Source organism: Bradyrhizobium sp. CB3481 (genome assembly GCF_029714305.1).
In the GTDB taxonomy this organism is placed as follows: domain Bacteria; phylum Pseudomonadota; class Alphaproteobacteria; order Rhizobiales; family Xanthobacteraceae; genus Bradyrhizobium.
In genome coordinates this window covers 2,870,538-2,889,928 of the sequence record NZ_CP121647.1, presented here as the reverse complement: position 1 = coordinate 2,889,928, position 19,391 = coordinate 2,870,538, and the positions used below count along the sequence as shown (strand labels likewise).

Annotated in this window: 21 protein-coding genes; 7 read left to right on the top strand and 14 right to left on the bottom strand. The window is 63.7% G+C overall.

The genetic code is table 11. From position 1 onward, the window contains the following. The first annotated feature begins 37 nt into the window (after positions 1-37). Positions 38-988 carry a 5-dehydro-4-deoxyglucarate dehydratase gene (kdgD, locus tag QA643_RS13715; protein WP_283033690.1) on the top strand — a complete coding sequence of 317 codons (951 nt, stop codon included), beginning with the start codon at positions 38-40 and terminating at the stop codon, positions 986-988. 10 nt (positions 989-998) lie between these two features. Here kdgD and mmsB read toward each other — a convergent pair whose 3' ends face one another. The 11 genes from mmsB to ytfQ all read right to left on the bottom strand — a co-directional run bounded on the left by mmsB (position 999) and on the right by ytfQ (position 13,366). Further along, positions 999-2,186 (bottom strand): multiple monosaccharide ABC transporter permease, encoded by a 1,188-nt coding sequence (gene mmsB / locus QA643_RS13710; protein WP_283033689.1) that lies wholly within the window; start codon positions 2,184-2,186, stop codon positions 999-1,001. After that, entirely contained in the window at positions 2,183-3,745 is a 1,563-nt protein-coding gene (gene mmsA, locus QA643_RS13705; RefSeq protein ID WP_283033688.1) for a multiple monosaccharide ABC transporter ATP-binding protein, read from the bottom strand. Before mmsA ends, mmsB begins: the two co-directional genes overlap by 4 nt. A gap of 84 nt (positions 3,746-3,829) precedes the next feature. Next, positions 3,830-4,903 (bottom strand): multiple monosaccharide ABC transporter substrate-binding protein, encoded by a 1,074-nt coding sequence (chvE, locus tag QA643_RS13700; protein ID WP_283033687.1) that lies wholly within the window; start codon positions 4,901-4,903, stop codon positions 3,830-3,832. A 115-nt stretch (positions 4,904-5,018) separates the two neighbouring features. Continuing rightward, the gene (locus QA643_RS13695; protein WP_283034796.1) at positions 5,019-5,903 is read right to left on the bottom strand and encodes an SMP-30/gluconolactonase/LRE family protein; all 885 of its coding nucleotides are present in this window, start codon (positions 5,901-5,903) and stop codon (positions 5,019-5,021) included. Positions 5,904-5,917: 14 nt separating this feature from the next. Beyond that, positions 5,918-7,069, bottom strand: coding sequence for an aldose epimerase family protein (locus QA643_RS13690; protein ID WP_283033686.1), 1,152 nt, complete (start codon positions 7,067-7,069; stop codon positions 5,918-5,920). 1 nt (position 7,070) lies between these two features. Then, complete coding sequence (locus tag QA643_RS13685) at positions 7,071-7,997, bottom strand: Gfo/Idh/MocA family oxidoreductase (RefSeq protein ID WP_283033685.1); 927 nt, start codon at positions 7,995-7,997, stop codon at positions 7,071-7,073. After that, positions 7,994-8,773 (bottom strand): FadR/GntR family transcriptional regulator, encoded by a 780-nt coding sequence (locus QA643_RS13680; protein ID WP_283033684.1) that lies wholly within the window; start codon positions 8,771-8,773, stop codon positions 7,994-7,996. The genes QA643_RS13685 and QA643_RS13680 overlap by 4 nt, the downstream gene beginning before the upstream one ends. Continuing rightward, positions 8,770-9,753, bottom strand: coding sequence for a galactofuranose ABC transporter, permease protein YjfF (yjfF, locus tag QA643_RS13675; RefSeq protein WP_283033683.1), 984 nt, complete (start codon positions 9,751-9,753; stop codon positions 8,770-8,772). The genes QA643_RS13680 and yjfF overlap by 4 nt, the downstream gene beginning before the upstream one ends. Then, positions 9,750-10,730: an ABC transporter permease gene (locus QA643_RS13670; protein WP_283033682.1), complete on the bottom strand. Its 981-nt coding sequence runs from the start codon at positions 10,728-10,730 to the stop codon at positions 9,750-9,752. The genes yjfF and QA643_RS13670 overlap by 4 nt, the downstream gene beginning before the upstream one ends. After that, complete coding sequence (locus QA643_RS13665) at positions 10,727-12,268, bottom strand: sugar ABC transporter ATP-binding protein (protein WP_283033681.1); 1,542 nt, start codon at positions 12,266-12,268, stop codon at positions 10,727-10,729. The genes QA643_RS13670 and QA643_RS13665 overlap by 4 nt, the downstream gene beginning before the upstream one ends. Before the next feature lie 132 nt (positions 12,269-12,400). Then, the gene (gene ytfQ, locus QA643_RS13660) at positions 12,401-13,366 is read right to left on the bottom strand and encodes a galactofuranose ABC transporter, galactofuranose-binding protein YtfQ (RefSeq protein WP_283033680.1); all 966 of its coding nucleotides are present in this window, start codon (positions 13,364-13,366) and stop codon (positions 12,401-12,403) included. Between the two features lie 324 nt (positions 13,367-13,690). Here ytfQ and garD point away from each other — a divergent pair, with 324 nt between their 5' ends. Beyond that, positions 13,691-15,226, top strand: coding sequence for a galactarate dehydratase (gene garD / locus QA643_RS13655; protein WP_283033679.1), 1,536 nt, complete (start codon positions 13,691-13,693; stop codon positions 15,224-15,226). A 36-nt stretch (positions 15,227-15,262) separates the two neighbouring features. Here garD and QA643_RS13650 read toward each other — a convergent pair whose 3' ends face one another. Next, positions 15,263-15,718 carry a host attachment family protein gene (locus tag QA643_RS13650; protein ID WP_283033678.1) on the bottom strand — a complete coding sequence of 152 codons (456 nt, stop codon included), beginning with the start codon at positions 15,716-15,718 and terminating at the stop codon, positions 15,263-15,265. A 27-nt stretch (positions 15,719-15,745) separates the two neighbouring features. Between QA643_RS13650 and QA643_RS13645 the strand changes: the two genes are divergently transcribed. The 5 genes from QA643_RS13645 (at position 15,746) to QA643_RS13625 (ending at position 17,979) form a co-directional block, all read left to right on the top strand. Beyond that, a complete protein-coding gene (locus QA643_RS13645) occupies positions 15,746-15,934 on the top strand; it encodes a hypothetical protein (RefSeq protein ID WP_283033677.1) in 189 nt (62 codons plus the stop codon). Between the two features lie 90 nt (positions 15,935-16,024). Further along, the gene (locus QA643_RS13640; protein WP_283033676.1) at positions 16,025-16,351 is read left to right on the top strand and encodes a hypothetical protein; all 327 of its coding nucleotides are present in this window, start codon (positions 16,025-16,027) and stop codon (positions 16,349-16,351) included. A 125-nt stretch (positions 16,352-16,476) separates the two neighbouring features. After that, complete coding sequence (locus tag QA643_RS13635; RefSeq protein WP_283033675.1) at positions 16,477-16,908, top strand: CBS domain-containing protein; 432 nt, start codon at positions 16,477-16,479, stop codon at positions 16,906-16,908. A 43-nt stretch (positions 16,909-16,951) separates the two neighbouring features. Then, positions 16,952-17,716: an SDR family oxidoreductase gene (locus QA643_RS13630; RefSeq protein WP_283033674.1), complete on the top strand. Its 765-nt coding sequence runs from the start codon at positions 16,952-16,954 to the stop codon at positions 17,714-17,716. Between the two features lie 113 nt (positions 17,717-17,829). Further along, complete coding sequence (locus QA643_RS13625) at positions 17,830-17,979, top strand: hypothetical protein (protein WP_283033673.1); 150 nt, start codon at positions 17,830-17,832, stop codon at positions 17,977-17,979. A 4-nt stretch (positions 17,980-17,983) separates the two neighbouring features. Here QA643_RS13625 and QA643_RS13620 read toward each other — a convergent pair whose 3' ends face one another. Together QA643_RS13620 and QA643_RS13615 are read right to left on the bottom strand one after the other, a co-directional pair. Then, positions 17,984-18,229: a DUF6496 domain-containing protein gene (locus QA643_RS13620; RefSeq protein WP_283033672.1), complete on the bottom strand. Its 246-nt coding sequence runs from the start codon at positions 18,227-18,229 to the stop codon at positions 17,984-17,986. 98 nt (positions 18,230-18,327) lie between these two features. Next, positions 18,328-18,876: a DUF4142 domain-containing protein gene (locus tag QA643_RS13615; protein WP_283034795.1), complete on the bottom strand. Its 549-nt coding sequence runs from the start codon at positions 18,874-18,876 to the stop codon at positions 18,328-18,330. Between the last annotated feature and the right edge of the window lie 515 nt (positions 18,877-19,391).

Below are 19,391 nucleotides of genomic sequence, written 5' to 3'. Positions count from 1 at the left end.
ATTAATCCTTCAGTGCAAGCGACTGAAGGACCAAAGCATGAGCAGGATGACCCCCGAGGAGATGGCCGGCCGGATCGGCGAAGGCCTGCTGTCTTTTCCCGTTACGCCGTTTCGCGCTGACAACGCGTTTGATGAAATTCGCTACCGCTCCAATCTCGATTGGCTATGCGACCACGAGGTAGCAGGCCTTTTCGCAGCCGGCGGCACCGGCGAATTCTTCTCGCTGAGTCCAGCCGAGGTCGCGGAAGTGGTAGCGACGGCCGTAAGCCAGACCAAGGGGCGTGTGCCGGTCCTTGCCGGAGTCGGTCACGGTACGGCGACGGCGACGCAACTGGCTATTGCGGTCGAGGCGGCTGGCGCCGACGGCGTCCTGCTGCTCCCACCCTATCTGGTCTTCTCCGAACAGGAGGGATTGGCCGCTCATATCGAGTCGGTATGCAATGCGACCAAGCTCGGCGTCATCGTCTACAACCGCGACAATGCGATTGTGAACGAGGATACGCTGGAAAAGCTGTGCCAGCGCTGCCCCAACCTGGTCGGCTACAAGGACGGCATCGGCGACATCGAGCTGATGACCCGTATCCATCTGCGCTTGGGCGATCGGCTGACGTATGTTGGCGGATTGCCGACCGCCGAGACCTTTGCACTGCCCTATCTGGAAATGGGCGTCACCACCTACTCATCGGCGGTCTTCAACTTCGTTCCGGAGTTCTCGACCAAATTCTACGCGGCCGTGCGGCGCCGCGACCGCGAGACAGTGCAGGCCGGCTTGCGTGACTTCATCCTGCCCCTGATCGCGATCCGCAACCGCAAGCGCGGCTATGCCGTGTCGATCATCAAGGCCGGCATGAAAGTGATCGGCCGCGACAGCGGCCATGTGCGTTCGCCACTGACCGATCTGACACCGGCCGAGACCGAGGAGCTGGCTGCACTGGTCGCGCGTCTCAAGACCAGCGAGTTCGCAAAGCGGGAATTGGCGGCGGCCTAATCAGGCCGACCTATCGCCGCTGGTTGTAAACGTCGAGGCACACGGCACCGAGCAGCACCAGACCCTTGATCACCTGCTGGTAGTCGATGCCGATGCCGAGGATCGACATGCCATTGTTCATGACGCCCATGATCATGGCCCCGATCACCGCGCCGCCGACCTTGCCGACGCCGCCATAGGCGGACGCGCCGCCGATGAAGCAGGCGGCGATGACGTCGAGCTCGAAGCCGGCGCCGGCCTTCGGCGTCGCCGTATTGAGCCGCGCGGCGAACACGAGCCCGGCAAGCGCCGCCAGCACACCCATATTGACGAAGGTCAGGAACGTCAGCCGCTCGGTCTTGATGCCGGACAGGCTGGCGGCCCTTGCGTTGCCGCCGATCGCATAGATATGGCGGCCGATCACGGTGCGGGTGGTGACGAACCCATAAAGCCCGATCAGCGCCGTCATGATGACAAGCACGTTGGGCAGGCCGCGATGCGAGGCGATCAGACCGGCGAAGAACACGATCACAGCGAACAGCACCGCGCTCTTGGCGACGAAGAACGCAAACGGCTCGACCTCGATGCCGTGCGAAGCCTGGCGCGCCCGGGCTTTCGCGCTGGTGTAGACCAGCGCCACCGCCAAAACCGCACCGATCAGCAGCGAGGTCGGATAGAGCGTGCCGGCCCCGGGAAACAATTCGGGAATGAAGCCCGAGGACAGTTTCTGGAAGGTCGGCGGAAACGGCCCGACCGACTGGCCCGCCAGGATCGCGAGCGCGAGCCCTTTGAACACCAGCATGCCGGCCAGCGTCACGATGAAGGACGGAATCTTGAAGTAGGCAACCCAATAGCCCTGTGCGGCGCCGATCGCCGCGCCAACGATTAGGCACGCGACGAAGGCCAGCGGATAGGCGACGTGGTAGCGCACCATCAACACCGCCGCCACCGCGCCGACAAAGCCCGCGACCGAGCCGACCGACAGGTCGATATGGCCGGTGACGATGATCAGGAGCATGCCGAGCGCCATGATCACGATATAGCTGTTCTGCAGCACCAGATTGGTGAGATTCAGCGGCTGCAGCAGCGTGCCGTCGGTCATGATCTGGAAGAACAGCATGATCGCAAACAGCGACAGCAGCATGCCGTAATTGCGCAGATTGTTCTTGATGAAGCCGGTGTGCGAAGGCTCCGGGAGCGAAACCGTCTTGTCGGTCATATCCGTAGTTCTCCCTCGACTTCCTTCCTGGCAATGCTCTTGTTGCGCATGATGGCGCGCATGATCCTTTCCTGGGTGGCCTCAGCGGCGGCGAATTCGCCGACAAAGGCGCCGTCATTCATGACGCAGATGCGGTCGCAGACGCCAAGCAGTTCCGGCATTTCCGACGAGATCATCACCACCCCCTTGCCGGCCTCGGCAAGCTCGTTGATGATACAATAGATTTCGTATTTTGCCCCAACGTCAATGCCACGGGTTGGCTCGTCGAGGATTAATACCTTCGGATCAGTCATCAGCCATTTCGACAGCACCACCTTCTGCTGGTTGCCGCCGGAGAGCTGCCCGGTCTCCTGATAGACATCGGAACAGCGGATCCGCATCCGGTTGCGGTAGTCGCTGGCAACGCGCAGTTCGGATATGTCGTCGATCACGCCCTGGCGCGCCACCCGGCCGAGGCTGGCCAGCGTGATGTTCTTGCGCACGTCGCTATCCAGGATCAGGCCGAGCTGCTTGCGGTCCTCGGTGACGTAGGCAAGGCCGGCATCGATCGCCGCCGCCACGCTGGAGAGGTTCACTTCCTTGCCGTCAAGCCACACCTGGCCGCTGATCCGATCGCCCCAGGCGTGGCCGAACAGGCTCATGGCGAATTCGGTGCGGCCGGCGCCCATCAGCCCGGCAATCCCGACCACCTCGCCGCGCCGGACCTCGAAATCGACACCCTTGATCACCTGGCGTTCCCGGTGCTGCGGGTGATGCACGGTCCAGTCCTTAACCGCAAAGACGGGTTCGCCGATTCTGGGGGTGCGCTCCGGAAAGCGATGCGCCAGGTCGCGGTCGACCATGCTGCGGATAATCCGGTCCTCTTCCACCGGCTCGGCCCGGCAATCGATGCTGTCGACCGTGCGGCCGTCGCGCAGCACCGTGATCCGGTCGGCGACGCGGGCCACCTCCGATAGCTTATGAGAGATCAGGATCGATGCGATGCCCTGGGCGCGAAAGGCCAGCAGACGATCCAGCAGCGCCGCGCTGTCATTCTCGTTCAGGCTGGCGGTGGGCTCGTCCAGGATCAACAGCTTGACCCGCTTGGACAGCGCCTTGGCGATTTCTACCAATTGCTGCTTGCCGACGCCGAGATCGGTGACCAGCGTATCCGGCATCTCGGTGAGGCCGACCTGGGTGAGCAGTTCCTTGGTCCGGCGGTACACCGTGTCGCGGTCGATTACGCCGGCACGCGAGGGCGGGTGCGACAGAAAGATATTCTCCGCGATCGACATCAGCGGAATCAGCGCCAGTTCCTGGTGAATGATGATGATGCCGAGCGCTTCGGAATCATTGATGTCGCGGAAACGCCGCTCCTCGCCTTCAAAGATAATGCTGCCCTCATAGTCGCCGTAGGGATAGACGCCGCTGAGTACCTTCATGAGCGTTGACTTGCCGGCGCCGTTCTCGCCGACCAGGGCATGGATCTGCCCGGCCTCGACTGTGAAGTTGACGTCACGCAGGGCCTGCACGCCGGCAAAGCTCTTGCTGACGCCGCGCATTTCGAGAATTGCGGTCATCGCACCATCATGTCCTTCATATCTCTGCCCGCCGCTCAGGCGGGCTGGTGGCGGCGCCGGTTGTCGCCGGCGCCGCGCTCCTGCTCACTCGATCTGCGACTTCTTATAGTAGCCGCCTTCGACCAGAACTTTCTCCCAATTGCTCTTGTCGACGACGACAGGCTTCAGGAGATAGGAAGGCACCACCTTGACGCCGTTGTTGTAGGTCTTGGTGTCGTTGACCTTGACCTCCTTGCCACTGAGGGCAGCGTCGACCATATCGGCGGTAACCCTGGCGAGATCGCGGGTGTCCTTGAAGATGGTCGAATACTGCTCGCCGCGCAGCATCGATTTGATCGAGGGCACCTCGGCATCCTGGCCGCTGACCACAGGCATCGGCATGTTGCCGCTGCCATAGCCGACGCCCTTCAGCGACGAGAGAATGCCGATCGAGAGGCCATCATAGGGCGAGAGCACCGCATCGACCCGCTTGCGGCCGTAGAAGGCGCTCAAGAGGTTGTCCATGCGGGCTTGCGCCGTGGCGCCGTCCCAACGCAGCGTCGAGACCTTGTCCATGCCCTTCTGGCCGCTTCCGATGACCAGCTTGCCACTATCGATATAGTGCTGCAGCACCGACATCGAGCCGTTGTAGAAGAAGTAGGCGTTGTTGTCGTCCGGCGAGCCGCCGAACAGTTCGATGTTGAAGGGTCCCTTGCCGTCCTTCAAGCCGAGCGCCTGCTCGATCGATTGCGCCTGCAGCACGCCGACCTGGAAATTGTCGAAGGTGGCGTAGTAGTCGACATTGGGCGTGTCGCGGATCAAGCGGTCATAGGCGATCACGACGATGCCCTTGGACTTCGCCTGCTTCAGCACGTCCGACAACGTGGTGCCGTCGATCGCGGCAATCACCAGCACCTTGACACCCTTGGTCACCATATTCTCGATCTGGGAGAGCTGGTTCGGAATGTCGTCCTCGGCATATTGCAGATCGGTGCCGTAGCCGCGCTCTTTGAGGATCTTGACGATGTTGTTGCCGTCGTCGATCCAGCGCGCCGACGATTTGGTCGGCATCGCGATGCCGACGGTGCCCTTGCTTTGGGCGAAGGCCCCGGTCACCGCCGCAGCGGCCATGGTTGTTGCCAGCGCCAGGGCCGACAATGTCGTCTTCAGACTAGTCATGCTTCTCTCCCTTCCTCATCGAGGATCTCTGGTTTTTGGATCGTCAGCCCGCTCGAGGCGGTTCTTGAATTCAGATCATCTTGCGCGTTTGGTTGCCGCGCTTTGCCGTCCTCCGTCAAGCGGTTGCAAGTTTCACGTTCGGCTCCGGGCGGCCGTTTACTCCGACGTCGAGTACGAAGGTGCGGCCATGATCGGGATCGGCGCGTTTCGCATCCTCGGCCATTCCCTGCCAGGCCGACGTCACGAGCAGACGCGAGAAATCCCGCCCAATAAAGGCAGGGCAGCTCGATTGCCGCGCCGGTACGCGGAGCGTGCGCAGATGCTCACCTAGCGGGCTATAGACATCGATGCAGCCGCCACCCCAGCGCGCATTCCAAATCAGCCCATCGGCATCGACCACCGCACCATCGATCCCGCCGCCACCCCGCCGCGTGACCAGCGCGGCCGGCTCGCCGCGCGGCAGGCCGGTCGCCGCATCGAGGTCGACGCGGTAGAGTACATTCTCCCCCGTATCCGCGAAATAGCCGACGGTCCCGTCCGGTGAAAAGCAGATCGCATTCGGGATGGTGACATGCTCATAGAGCCGCGTGAGTTCGCCGCGATGCAACACATAGATAGCGCCGAGCCCCCGCTCGGCCTTTCGTCCCATGGTGCCGATCCAGAAAGTGCCGGACGGGTGAACTCGGGCGTCGTTCGAGCGCGTGGCGGCGTTGTCGGCTTCGAGCGCACGATACAGCGCCATCCGTCCATCCGTCGCCTCGCGGATATAGAGGCCGTCGTCGGCGACGAGGAGCTGACGGTGCGCATCGATCCGGCCGAGCGCGCTGCCCATCACATCGAGCGAATGGATGGTGATCTGTCCGGCATCGAGCCGCGCCTCGAATAGCCGGCGCCCGACGATGTCGAACCACCAAGCCGTATCGGTGGCGGCGTCGTAGGTCGGCCCCTCGCCGAGATGGCACCGCTCGCGGCAAAGCACGCTCGTTGGCACCTCTTCCATCCTGGGCCCCCCGATCATCGTCCACTCCTCTCAGGGAACTCTACCTCGGATTGTGTCCCGATTGCGCCTTGAATCGGACCGTGGACCGCATGCGTGAAACAATACGATGTGGTGTGACGATAGACCTCGCCCGGATCAAGCCGGGCGGTCGGAAAGTCCGGCCGGTTCGGCGTATTCGGCCAGGCATGCGGCTCGAGGCAGATCGCGTCGGACTGGCGGTAGAGACGGCCGCCCTTCCCGCCCGTGGTGCCGTCAAGGAAGTTGCCGGAATAGACCTGCAGGCCGGGCTGGTTGGTGAACAGTTCGAGCACGCGGCCGGACGTTGGCTCGGCGAGCCGCGCCGCAAAACGAGGCTCGCCGCTTGCCGGCGCGAGGCAAAAATTGTGATCATAGCCGCGGCCCACGCGCAATTGCGGATGGTCGTCGCGGATCCGCGCACCGACCTCAAGGCCCTCGCGGAAGTCGAACGGCGTGCCGGCAACCTCGCTCGGCGGCTGCGGCAGCGGAATCGCGCCGGCATCGATGGCAAGGAAATGATCCGCCGCCACGATGAGGTGATGGTCGAGAATTTGCCGGCCCGAGCGCGCACCTGACAGGTTGAAGAAGCTGTGATTGGTGAGATTGACCACGGTCGGACGATCGGTCCGTGCGGTCATGTCGAGTAGCAATTCCATCGGCCCGGAAAGCCGCCAAGTCACTTCCACGTCGAGCTTTCCCGGATATCCCTCCTCGCCATCGGGACTGGTATAGGTAAGCGTCACGGCCGGATGCTCTCCGCCGTCGACGCTCGCAATGCGCCAGTTACGTCGATCAAAGCCCTCCAACCCGCCATGCAGCGCATTGGCGCCGTTGTTAGCCGCAAGCTGAACCTCGGCGCCGTCGAGCGTAAAGCGCGCACCGGCGATGCGATTGGCGTAACGTCCGACCGTCGCACCGAAGAACTGCCGGCGAGCGAGATAGCCCTCGAACGCGTCATGGCCGAGCACGATGTCATCGCGCTGTGCGGCGGCGTCCGGCACCAGCAACGCCTGCAAGCTCGCGCCATAGGTGATGATGGATGCTTCCAGCCCCTCGGGATGCCGCAGGACGACGCGCTCGACGTCGCTGCCGTCGGGCAGGACGCCGAAGCGGGAACGCACCACGCGAGATACCGACGGATTGCTCATGCTAGTCCTCGAATGGCTCGACCATGCGGCGCCGGCCCAGCAGGAACGCATCGGCGACGAGCTGAAGCGGCGCCAGATCGACATCGCTCTCGCCGGCCATGGTGAGGTCGCGGAAGCGGCGATAGAGCCCGGCATATTCGGCATCGGGGGCATCGACGAGCTGCTTACCCCCTGCCTGCAACTTTGCGCCGCCGCGCGAAAGCGTAACCGGGCCGGCATCGGTCTCGATATCAATGTCCCAGCTCTGAGGGCCGGTCTGGAGGAAATCGAGCTCCGCTGTGATGTTAAGCCCGTAGGCATCGCTGAGCGCAAGGTTGGCGGCGATCGGCGCGTCGCGATTGGCCGGAAACGCGAGATCGGCCGACGTCACGAATAGCGGCTGCGGCAGAATACGGGTCAGGATCGACAGCGCATTGATGCCGGGATCGAACACGCCGAGCCCACCCGCCTCGAAGATCCAGGCCTGCCCGGGATGCCAAACCCGCACGTCTTCCTTCCAGGTGATCTTGACGGACGTAACCTTGCGGCCGGCCAGCAGCTGCCGCGCCGGCTCGACGGCCGGCGCGTAGCGCGAGTGCCATGTCGCGAACAGGGTGCGCTGCGCTGACCGCGCAGCGGTCACAAGCGGGGTGATTTCGGCCACCGTGGCGCCCGGCGGCTTCTCGAGCATCACATGCTTGCCGGCGGCCAGTGCCGTCGCCGCCTGGGCGTGGCGGACCCGCGGCGGCGTGCACAGCGCGACCGCATCGATCGGCGGTCCCTCGCGCAGGAGCTCCTCGAGCGTGGCCGCATGCGGCACGCCGGGAAGCGAGGCGTTGCGGCTGGCGACGGCGACCAGCTCGACGCCCTCGGTCGCGGCGATCGCGGGCACGTGCTGGTCGCGGGCGATCTTGCCGAAGCCGACGATGGCGACGCGAAGCGGGTTCATGACTGTTCTCCAGGCTCGGCCGTGGCCGGTATCGCTGACGTGGCAGCAGAGGATGCCGGAGTCTCCTCGTGGCGCCGGAGTCCATTGTGAATGACTTCGGTCATGGCGGCGGTGGCTGCCCCGGCATCGCCGCTTACGATCGCATCGACAATGCGCTGGTGCCATAGCAGCACCGTCTCGCGGTCCTGTGTTTCAACCGGCGCGCTGAGCAGGAACGAGGCGCGCAGCGCCGCCTCGATGACGTTGCCGATCGAGCGCATGAACAGATTGCCGGAGGCATTGGCGACCGCCAGATGCAGCGCGAGATCGCCATCGGCAAAGCCGACCGAGTCGGACGCCTCGCTCCGCATCCGCGCCATGCTGCGATTGAGTTCTGCGATGTCGGCCTCCGAGCGACGGTGGGCTGCGAGCGCGGCCGCGCGCGGCTCGACCGCGAGGCGAATTTCGGCGAGATCGTTGAGAAAGCGGCGGTCGATGCCGGCGTCGAGATGCCAGGCCAGCACGTCGGCGTCGAACATGTTCCAGGCGCCGCGCTCGCGCACGACAGTGCCGACCCGCGCCTTGGTGGTGAGCAGCCCCTTGGCCACCAGCGTCTTGACGCTCTCGCGTAACACTGGCCGGGACACGCCGAACATCGCCGTGAGCTCGGCATCGCCCGGCAGGCGGCCGCCTTCGGCATAGCGGCCGGCGATGATATCGACGCCGATGCTGCGGGCGACCTCGGCGTGGTTGGAATGGGCGCGCCGCGTCGGGATGACGACAAGCCGGGACGTCATGATTTGGGGCCTCCTGCCTTACGGGGGGCGGTGCGGCGGGCGATGCCCAGCATGGCCTGCTGCAGCGCAATGAAGGCGAACAGCAGGACACCTGTCACGATCTTGGTCCACCAGCTCGACAAGGTTCCATCGAAGTTGATGTAAGTCTGGATCAAGCCCTGAATCAGCACGCCAAGCAAGGTGCCGACCACCGACCCTTGGCCGCCCGTCAGCAGGGTGCCGCCGATCACCACGGCCGCAATGGAATCGAGCTCGACGCCGACCGCGGACAGCGAGTAGCCGGCCGCGGTGTAGAAGGAGAAGACGATGCCGGCGAGGCCGGCAAGGACGCTCGACAGCATATAGATGCGCACCGTCATCGATCCGACCGGGATACCCATCAGGGCTGTAGTCGTGCGGCTGCCGCCGAGCGCAAAGACATTCGCCCCGAAGCGCGTGAAGTGCAGCAGCACGGCGCCGGCCCCGACCACGGCGAGCATGATCAGGGCAATGGCGGTGAGCCGCCCCCCGCCCGGCAGCCGCCAAGCGAAATCCGATACCGCCGAATAGAGCGGCGCCGATATTGGCGTCGATTCCGTCGACATCAGAAAGCTGGCACCGCGGGCGAGGAACATGCCGGCCAAGGTGACGATGAAAGGCGGCATATCGAAGATATGGATGATGGCACCCATCGCCGCACCAAAAGCGGCGCACAACAACAGGATCGCCGCGAAGGCGGCAAGCGGCGGCACGCCGAGGCGCTCGATCGCGAGCGCGACGAACACGGTGGTAAAGCCGATCACCGAGCCGACCGAGAGGTCGATCCCACCGGAAATGATCACAAAGGTCATGCCGGTCGCGACAATGCCGAGAAAGGCATTGTCGGTCAGCAGATTGGCCACGACGCGCGTCGAGGCAAAATTAGGAAATTGCGCCGTGCAGAGCGCAAACCCGGCGACGAAAACGATGGCGGTGATCGCAACCGGCGGCAGCCTTCTCACTGGCGCGCCCTCCCCAGCATCGCGCCGGCACTGGCGAGGCGCGGCGACTGCAACAGCAGGACGACCAGCACAACGGCCGCCTTCACCAGGAGGTTGAACTCCGGCGGATAGCCCGACAGCAGGATGCCGGTGTTCATAGCCTGGATGATCAGCGCACCGACCATCGCCAGCACCAGGCTGAAGCGACCGCCGAACAGCGAGGTGCCGCCGATCACGACCGCCAGGATCGCGTCGAGCTCCAGCCAGAGCCCGGCATTGTTGGCGTCCGCGCCCATGATGTCGGCAGCGGCGATGACCCCGGCGAGCGCCGCGCACAGGCCGCACCAGACATAGACCGCCAGGATCATGGCGCGCGTGCCGATCCCGGCCAGTTCGCTCGCCCGTGCATTGCCGCCGGTCGCCTCGATCAACAAACCGAGCGCGGAGCCGCGGACCACGGCACCTGTGACGATCAACATGCCGAGCACGACGGCCACCGGCGTCGGAACGCCGAGCACGGCGCCGTTGCCGAGCCAGACCAGATCCGGCGCGGTGAAGGTGATGATCCGCCCCTCCGTAATGAGCTGCGCGACACCCCGCCCGGCGACCATCAATATCAGGGTCGCAACGATCGGCTGGATGCCAAGCACCGCGACAAGAAAACCGTTCCAGAGGCCGCACAGCAGCCCGGCGCCAAGCGCGGCAGCCAGCGCCAGCGGCAGGCCGTGGCCATCGGCGAGGCTCGCGGCAATCGCGCCCGATATCGCCATGACCGCGCCGACCGACAGATCGATGCCCCGCGTCGCAATGACCAGGACCATGCCAAGCGCCAGCAGCGCGACCGGCGCACCGCGGTTCAAAACGTCGATCAGGCTGCCGAACAGCCGCCCGTCCTGCATCCGCAGATCGAAGAATTGCGGCGACACGGCGCGGTCGATCGCAAGGATCACCAGCAGTGCGATGATCTGGGGAAGCCCCCGTTGCAACCTGGCCATCATGACTGCCCGGCCTCTGCACCGGCTGTCCCGGCGGCAATCGCCGCCAGGATATTGGAGACGTCGATGGCTTCTCCTTCCAGCTCGTCGATGTGGCTGCGATCGCGCAGCACAATCACCCGGTCCGAATAGGTCACGATCTCGTCGAGTTCGGAAGAGATCACGAGCAGCGCCAGGCCATCGTCGCAGAGTTCGCGGATCAGGCGGATGATCTCGGCATGGGCGCCGACATCGATGCCGCGGGTCGGCTCGTCCAGCACCAGGAGTCGCGGCGATGTCGCGAGCCAGCGGGCGAGCAGCACCTTCTGCTGGTTGCCGCCGGACAACAGCCCGATCGGGCGTTCCGGCTCCGGCGGGCGGATGTCGAGCATCCGGATGAAGCGCATGGCAATCTCATCCTGCTCGGTGCGCGACAGCGGTTTTGCGAGGCCGCGCTTGGCCTGCAGGGCCAGGACGATGTTTTCGCGCACGGTGAGATCGGCGATGATGCCCTCGGTCTTGCGCTCCTCTGGGCAATAGCCAAAGCCGTGGGCGACCGCATCGCGCGGCGATTGCAGTCGTACGGGCCTGTCATCGACAGTGGCGCTGCCGCTGTCGGCGCGCTCGGCGCCGAACACCAGCCGCGCGGTTTCAGTGCGCCCCGAGCCGAGCAGGCCCGCGAGCCCCACCACCTCGCCGCGGCGAAGCGAAAGATTGAACGGCGCGACATAACCGGCCTTGCCGTAGCCTTCAAACCGCGCGCAAACTTCCCCCGCTTGCCGCGCCCGCGCCGCTGCGCGTTCGCTTGTCGTCTCCGCAAGCTCGCGGCCGAGCATCATGCGGATCAGTTCGATGCGGGGCAGCTCGGCGGTCGTCCGCTCGCCGATCAGGCGGCCGTTGCGCAGCACCGTAATGCGATCGCAGATCTCATAGACCTGATCGAGAAAATGCGTGACGAAGATGACGCCGATGCCACGCTGTGCGAGCTTGCGCATCACTGAAAAAAGAATCTCGACCTCATGCCGATCGAGGCTCGCGGTCGGCTCGTCCAGGATCAGGACGCGCGCCGACTGGTCTACTGCGCGCGCGATCGCCGTGATGTGCTGGATCGCGACGGAGTAGTTTCCAAGCGGCTCGGCGACATCGATGTGCAGGTCGAATTCCGCGAGCAGTTCGGTGGCGCGTCGGCGCATTTCGGCCTCGCGCACCAGGCCGAACCGCGTCGGCTGCCTGCCGAGATAGAGATTTTGCGCCACCGACAGGTTTTGCAGCAGATTGACTTCCTGATAGACGGTCGCAATCCCCGCATCGACCGCGGCCTTGGCCGAGCGCGGCGCGACCTCGACGCCGCCGAGCTTGACGAAGCCGGCATCGCGCGGGAACACGCCGGTCACCGCCTTGATGAGGGTCGACTTGCCCGCGCCGTTCTCGCCGAGCAGCGCGTGGATTTCGCCGGCCCGCAGGGTGAAATCGACCTCCTGCAGGGCCCGCAGCGCGCCAAAACTCTTGCAGAGGCCGCGGACTTCCAGCAGGGCGGGGCCAGGGTCGGAAGCTGCATTCATGCCGGCATCACTCCACCGACGTTCGCATCGGGCGAACGCCTGGCATGTTCGCCTTGTGAGGCGGATTCGTCGAGAAGGCTCTCGCCGCCGGGCCGGGGCTGGCTTGAGACCCGGCGGCGCAGGGTCGGCCGATCAGTAGCCGAGGCCTTTCTTGCTGTCGTAGATCTTCTGCGGTTCGTCGGCCGCCGTGTAAAGCTTCGATTCCGTCTGAATCCACTTCGGCGGCACCGTGCCCTTCGCCTTGTAGGCCATGATGGCGTCGAGCGCCGGCCCTGCCATGTTAGGCGTCAGCTCGACGGTGGCGTTGGCCTCGCCGGCTGCGATGGCCTTGAAGATATCAGGGACCGCGTCGATCGACACCGTCAGGATGTCCTTGCCCGGCTTGAGGCCGGCTTCCTTCATCGCCTGGATCGCGCCGACCATCATGTCGTCGTTATGGGCGTAAACCGCGCAGATATTCTTGCCACCGCCTTCGGCCTTGATGAAGCTTTCCATCACTTCCTTGCCCTTGGCGCGGGTGAAGTCACCGGTCTGGCTGCGCACCACCTTGAGGTTGGCGTTCTTGACGACGACGCTGTCAAAGCCCTTCTTGCGGTTGGTCGCGACGCTGGCGCCGACCGTGCCCTGCAGCTCGACGACGTTGCACTGCTTGCCACTTAAGGCCTTCGCCAGCCACTCACCGGCCACCGCGCCTTCGTGCACGCTGTCCGAGGTGACGGCGGTGAGATAAAGCTCCTTGCCCGAGGGATCGATGTCGCGATCGAGCAGCACGACCGGGATTTTGGCTTCCTTGGCCTCCTTCAGCACCGCGTCCCAGCCGCTCGACACGACGGGTGCGAGGAAGATGGCGTCGACGCCCTGCGCGATGAAGGAACGGATCGCCTTGATCTGGTTCTCCTGCTTCTGCTGCGCGTCGGCGATCTTGAGGGTGACCTTGCGCTTGCTGGCTTCCGATTTGGAGACCGACGTCTCCGCCGCCCGCCAGCCGGATTCCGATCCGATCTGGGAGAAGCCGACCGTGAGTTCAGCGGCGGTCGCGGGAAGCGAAAGGGTAATGGCGACCAAGGCAGTGGCCGCAAGAAGGGCTTTGGAGGTCATGAGGCGCGTTCTCCCAAATGTTGCTCAGCGGTGCCCGGATTCCCCGAAATCGGTACTTTGGCACCTTTGGCGCTGCCCGTTGGCGGCAGCGCGGGCAATATTTCACGGAAGAGCGGTCCTGACTAGTAATATTATTTGACTATTGAGTTCCAAATCAGCCCGATGCTGCTCTCCGATTTTATTCCTATAAGAGCCCGGACCGAGCCTTCGGCCCCACCAACTTATCGTCCAAAGCCCGCTTGATCCCTCGCCCGTTTCGACCTTGATTGCCTCGATCATGCCGGGCAGCTACGCGTTGCCAAACGCAGCTCTTGAGGATTCGACATGCAACCCGCCACCGCGAAGCCGCTCTACATCCGCATGCACGCAGACGACAATGTCGCGATCGTCGCCAACCGCGGCGGCTTGCATCCGGGCGCCGAATTTTCCTGCGGGTTGCGGCTGGTCGAGCAGATTCCGCAAGGGCACAAGGTTGCGCTCGCCGACATCGGCGAAGGCGAAGCCATTCGCCGCTACGGCGAGATCATCGGCCATGCCGCGGCGCCGATTACCAGGGGAAGCTGGGTCAAGGAAGCACTAGTGCGCATGCCCGACGCGCCGTCGTTCGACAATCTGCCGAAGCCGAACGGCGGCGCGATCAAGCCGCCGCCGCTGGAAGGCTACACGTTCGAGGGCTATCGCAATTCTGACGGCTCGGTCGGCACGCGCAATATTCTGGCGATCTCGACCAGCGTGCAATGCGTCGCCGGCACGGTCGAGTTCGCGCTCGAGCGCATTCGCAAGGAGCTGCTGCCGAAATATCCCAATGTCGACGATGTGGTCGCGGTGACACACGCCTATGGCTGCGGCGTTGCGATCAACGCGCCGGGTGCGGCCGTGCCGATCCGCACGCTGCAGAACATCGCCCGCAATCCCAATTTCGGTGGTGAGGTCATGATCGTCGGTCTCGGCTGCGAGAAGCTGCAGCCGGAATTGCTGCTGCCCGAGGGCATGAGCGCCGATGACGAGATCATGCGCATGCAGGACGAAGGCCTCACCGGCTTCGGCGAGATCGTCGAGGACATCGTCCAGATGGCCGATGCGCGCCTCAAGATATTGAACCAGCGCCGCCGCGAAACCTGCCCGGCTTCCACGCTGGTGGTCGGCATGCAGTGCGGCGGCAGCGATGCGTTCTCCGGCGTCACCGCCAACCCGGCGCTGGGCTTTGCCGCCGATCTTCTGGTCCGCGCCGGCGCCACCGTGATGTTCTCCGAAGTCACCGAAGTGCGCGATGCCATCCACCTTCTGACGCCGCGCGCGGCGAGCCAGGATGTTGCCGACGCGCTGGTGCGCGAGATGTCCTGGTATGACCGCTATCTCGCCGGTGGCGAGGCCGACCGCAGCGCCAACACCACGCCGGGCAACAAGAAGGGCGGCCTCTCCAACATCGTCGAGAAGGCGATGGGCTCGGTCATCAAGTCGGGGACGAGCCCGATCGCGGGCGTGCTCGCACCGGGCGAGCGCGTCAGCCAAAAAGGCCTAATCTTTGCGGCAACGCCGGCGAGCGATTTCGTCTGCGGCACGCTGCAGCTCGCCTCGGGCATGACACTGCACGTCTTCACCACCGGCCGCGGCACGCCCTATGGCCTTGCCGCCGTCCCCGTCATCAAGGTCTCGACCCGCAGCGAACTCAAGCAGCGCTGGCACGACCTGATCGACGTCGACGCCGGCAGCATCGCCACCGGCGATGCCACGATCGAGGACGTCGGCTGGGAGATCTTCCGCCTCATGCTCGATGTCGCCAGCGGCCGCGAGACCTGGGCCGAGCACTGGAAGTTGACCAACGCGCTCGCGCTGTTCAATCCGGGCCCGGTGACCTGACCGATGCAAGGCCGGCCGCCGCGAACTGCAGCGGCGCTAGGCAGCCATCAGCCGTTCGATATCGGGAATAGGATGAGACGTCAGCTCCTTCGGAATTTCGCCGACGATCCGTTCCGTCACCTCGGCATGAAAGGCCTGGCGGAGATTGCCGAGCACTTTTGCCGGCGCCACGACGACCAGCTTGTCGAACCGGTTGCTGTGCGCGAGGCGATACAGGACGTCGGCAATCGTGCCGGCGAACCGCTCTTCGGCGATATAATGCCAGTCAGCCTGCTCCATCGCGCTCCGCGCCGCGCCGACGCTGCCGGCTGAGCGCCCGGGACGGTCGGTCCCCTGCTCCCGGGTTGCCGGATTGTCCTGCTCGAGAACGTGCTCGACCTGCAGGTTCAGTTGCTGTGGGGTACCCTTGTTGCGTAGGAAGAGCGCCTTTTGTCCATCACCGATGAGGACGAGCGCGTTATGAAAGATGCGAGGTTTCGTTTCTGTGGCCATTAATGCTGCTCCATGTGGCCCCAACGCATGAACCGCTGCGAAAGTTGCCTACCGGACAATGGAACCTGGTGGCGCACGCGATCCACCCCGCTTGGTCTCGAAGCTGGTGCGCGGCTCGCGCTCTGCTCGACCGACGCGCAGCATCGCATCGACAATCTTGCCAATAAGAACGTGCCCATCAACTCCGCATTCTTCGCGGCTGTTCCAGATGCGTGAGCCGCGCGGAACCCTTCTCGCCGCGCGCGGTGCCGGAACCAAAGCGGGTGCGACGCTTTGTGCCCCGGGCAGCATTCGAATGAGGAGAATATGATGAGGAAAATTGCAATCGGCCTACTGGCTGGTGCCGGCGCGCTCCTGACCGGCAGCGCATATGCGTCTGACGTCTACGCCGAAACCGAATACACAAATCCTGATTTGATACAGCAGGTCCGCATGGTCTGTGACGACAACGGCCGCTGCTATCGCACCCGCGGCGGCAGCCGCGTCATCGTTCGCGACTCCTACGCCTATTCGCCGCGTGAACGCTATATCGAGCGACGGCACTATCGCGATTATGACGAACCACGGGCCGGCGTCGGCATCCGTGCTCCCGGCGTGAGCGTCGGCGTTGGCGTCGACAACGACCGTTGGTAAGACAAGGCAAGGAGAGACTTCGGCTGGCCTGAAGTCTCTCCCTCCTGAGAATATTTCGTTCGGTGCAGGAACGGCGGTCCGCGATGCCTGTTAGGCGGTGAAGCAACGGGCAAACGGAGAGACTCATGAAAGTTTCCGATGCGATGACGCCGGAAGTTCAACTCTGCACTCCCGATGATACGATTAGGGACGCCGCACAGGCCATGGCGGCGCTAGGTGTCGGATTGCTGCCGGTGACGGACAATGAGCGGCTGGTCGGCATGATTTCCGATCGCGATATCGCCATCCGCGGTATCGGCATGAGCCGGGGACCGGAGGCGCGAGTTGGTGACGTCATGACTGCCGAGGTCAAATATTGCTACGAGGACCAGGACCTCGACGAGGTCTGCGCAAACATGGGCGACATCCAGGTTCGTCGCCTGCCGGTCCTCAATCGCAGCAAGCGGCTTGTCGGCATCATCGCGCTTGGCGATATCGCTCTAGTGCAAGGCGGTAACGGCACCGGCGCAACGTTGAGCCGAATTTCGCGTCCCGGCGGTCAACATGCGCAAGTGTAATCGGCGTGAAGCCGTTGGAAAAATGCGTTCAGAATGAACGGCCATGCAGCGCTTTGATGGAAAGGTCGTCATCGTCACCGGGGCGGCCTCCGGCATCGGCGAAGCCACCGCGCGGCGCTTCTCCTCCGAGGGCGCTCGCGTGGCTTTGGTCGACCGCAACGAAGCGCCGCTGGCTGATGCCGCACGAGATCTGCCGGCGCAGCTGACCCTTGCCCACATTGCCGACGTTTCGGACCATGAAGCGGTGGACGAAATGGTAGCGACGGTGGTGAGGCGCTTTGGGCGGCTGGATGTCCTGGTCAACAACGCCGGCGTCTACGAAGGCGGCGACCCGGCGAAGATCACCAATTATCAGTGGCGCAAGGTGATGGCGACCGACCTCGACGGCGTCTTCTTCGGCTGCCGCGCCGCCCTGCCCCACCTCGAAAAGACGAAGGGCTCGATCATCAATACGGCTTCGGTCTCCGGAACCGGCGGCGACTGGGCGACGAGCCCCTACAATGCCGCCAAAGGCGGGGTCGTAAACCTGACGCGATCGCTCGCGCTCGACCTTGGCAAAAAGGGCGTCCGGGTCAACTCCGTCTGTCCCAGCCTGACCCGGACCGGCATGACTGCCGACATGATGGAAGACGAGGAATTGCTGGCCAAGTTCCGCGAACGAATTCCATTGGGGCGGGTGTGCGAACCACACGAGGTCGCTGCCGTCATTGCATTTCTCGCCAGTGACGATGCGAGCTTCGTGACAGGCGCAAATGTCGCTGTCGATGGCGGCGTTTCTGCGTCCAACGGTCAACCGCCGCTGGCCTAGCAAGCCGGCCTCAGCCCTGATTTTTTCAAAGGACCACAGGAACTCCGGTCAACCACGCACCGTTCTATGTCCACTGAGCGGAAGGGGGAACCCCGACGGAGCGGCCCAGACCGATGACAACAAAACCGATGTTCCCCCGCAAACTTTCCTCTCCGCGAAATCCCGAGCGCTATCGATTTCGTGCGCTCGATGATTTCGGCGATGAATGGCTGGACGACTGGATGGTAGCTTATCCGGCCGCCGATCTGGCCCGGCTGGATTGACCCTTCAGGACTTTTTCGAACGCTTCTTCGAACGCTTTTTCGAACCCTTCTTTTTCGAACCCTTCTTGGGCACCTTGGCGCCCTTCTTGCGAGCTTCAGACAAGCCGATCGCGATTGCCTGCTTCCTGCTTTTTACCTTCTTGCCCGAGCGCCCACTCCGCAGCGTGCCGGATTTGCGCTTCTTCATGGCGCGGCCGACCTTCTTCGATGCACCCTTGGAATATCGACGCTTCTTTGCCTTCTTCGCCATTTTTCTAATCCTTAATGTTCAAATATGCGCGCGGGCGCCGGTCCATCGACGTCCCGCGCGCTTCGTACCAGGTCGGCCACCAACAAACGCAGCACCTCCTAGTGCTTCCCGACCGTCTTGCCGGTCGACAAATCCTGTGCCATCTGCTGATGGTGGCGCAGCGTCGGAAGCATCTTGTCGGCCCACTCCTTCAGCTTCGGATGGTCTCCACCCTTGGCATAGCGTTCGAACAGCGACACCGCGTCCTTGTGACCGCTTACCTGGTCGAGCTGGTAGCGGGCGCTGAAGTCGCCGCCGTTGAGCGATTTCAATTTATCGATCTTGCTCTGGTGGGTGCTGTCGAGTTCGGTTGGCAATGCCACCTTCAGGTCACCACTCGAAACCATTGCTTTCAAATCGCTTGTCGTCTTCTCGTGATCCTTGATCATGGTGGCGGCAAAGGATTTGTCGGCGGCATCGCCACGTTCCTGCGCTAGCTGGCTCGATTGGATCTCAAACATGTCGCTGACCGCGGCCTGCTTGACGAAATCTTCCGTCGCTGGGGAAATACCGAGGGTCGCGTTTATTCCGGTCTTCTCCCCGAGAGACTGGGCCATGGCCGGCGTCGCCAGGAGAGCGAGTGCTAGGCATGGGGCAAGGTATTTCATCTCGATGTCCTTCTCTCCGGAGCCGGGCGGGCCCGGCAACTACGTATCAATCGGCGATATTCCTCATCGTTCCCTTGCATGGTTGCGCTTTCGCGCCGCAACGGGTCCGGGTTGCGGGAATTTCCCTTCTGACGGCCCCGCTTCCAGGCAGATTTCCGGTAGCCTTGTGTCTGGGATCGGACAGACGACGGGCTACCGTCGGACTATCTTTTTGAAGAGGTAGCACGATGCTCGCCATCCTCTCGCCGATCGAATGTCCGCGTTGCGTCAGATGCTTGACCCGAATGCGATTGGCTAAAACCGTCCTGGGCACCGGCCATTCCGAGAAACGGATATTCGAATGCGCAAAATGCGGCGCCACCGAAACCAGGTTCGTTGCGGATCCGCTCGATTCCGACGAGTTGACCCGTTTGACGGATAACATCAGGCCGCCGGCATGAGCCTAACCCTCCTTCAAATAACAATGCGGATCGCAATGCCCTGCGCCATTGTCGCCGTCGGGGTCGCCGGCCTCT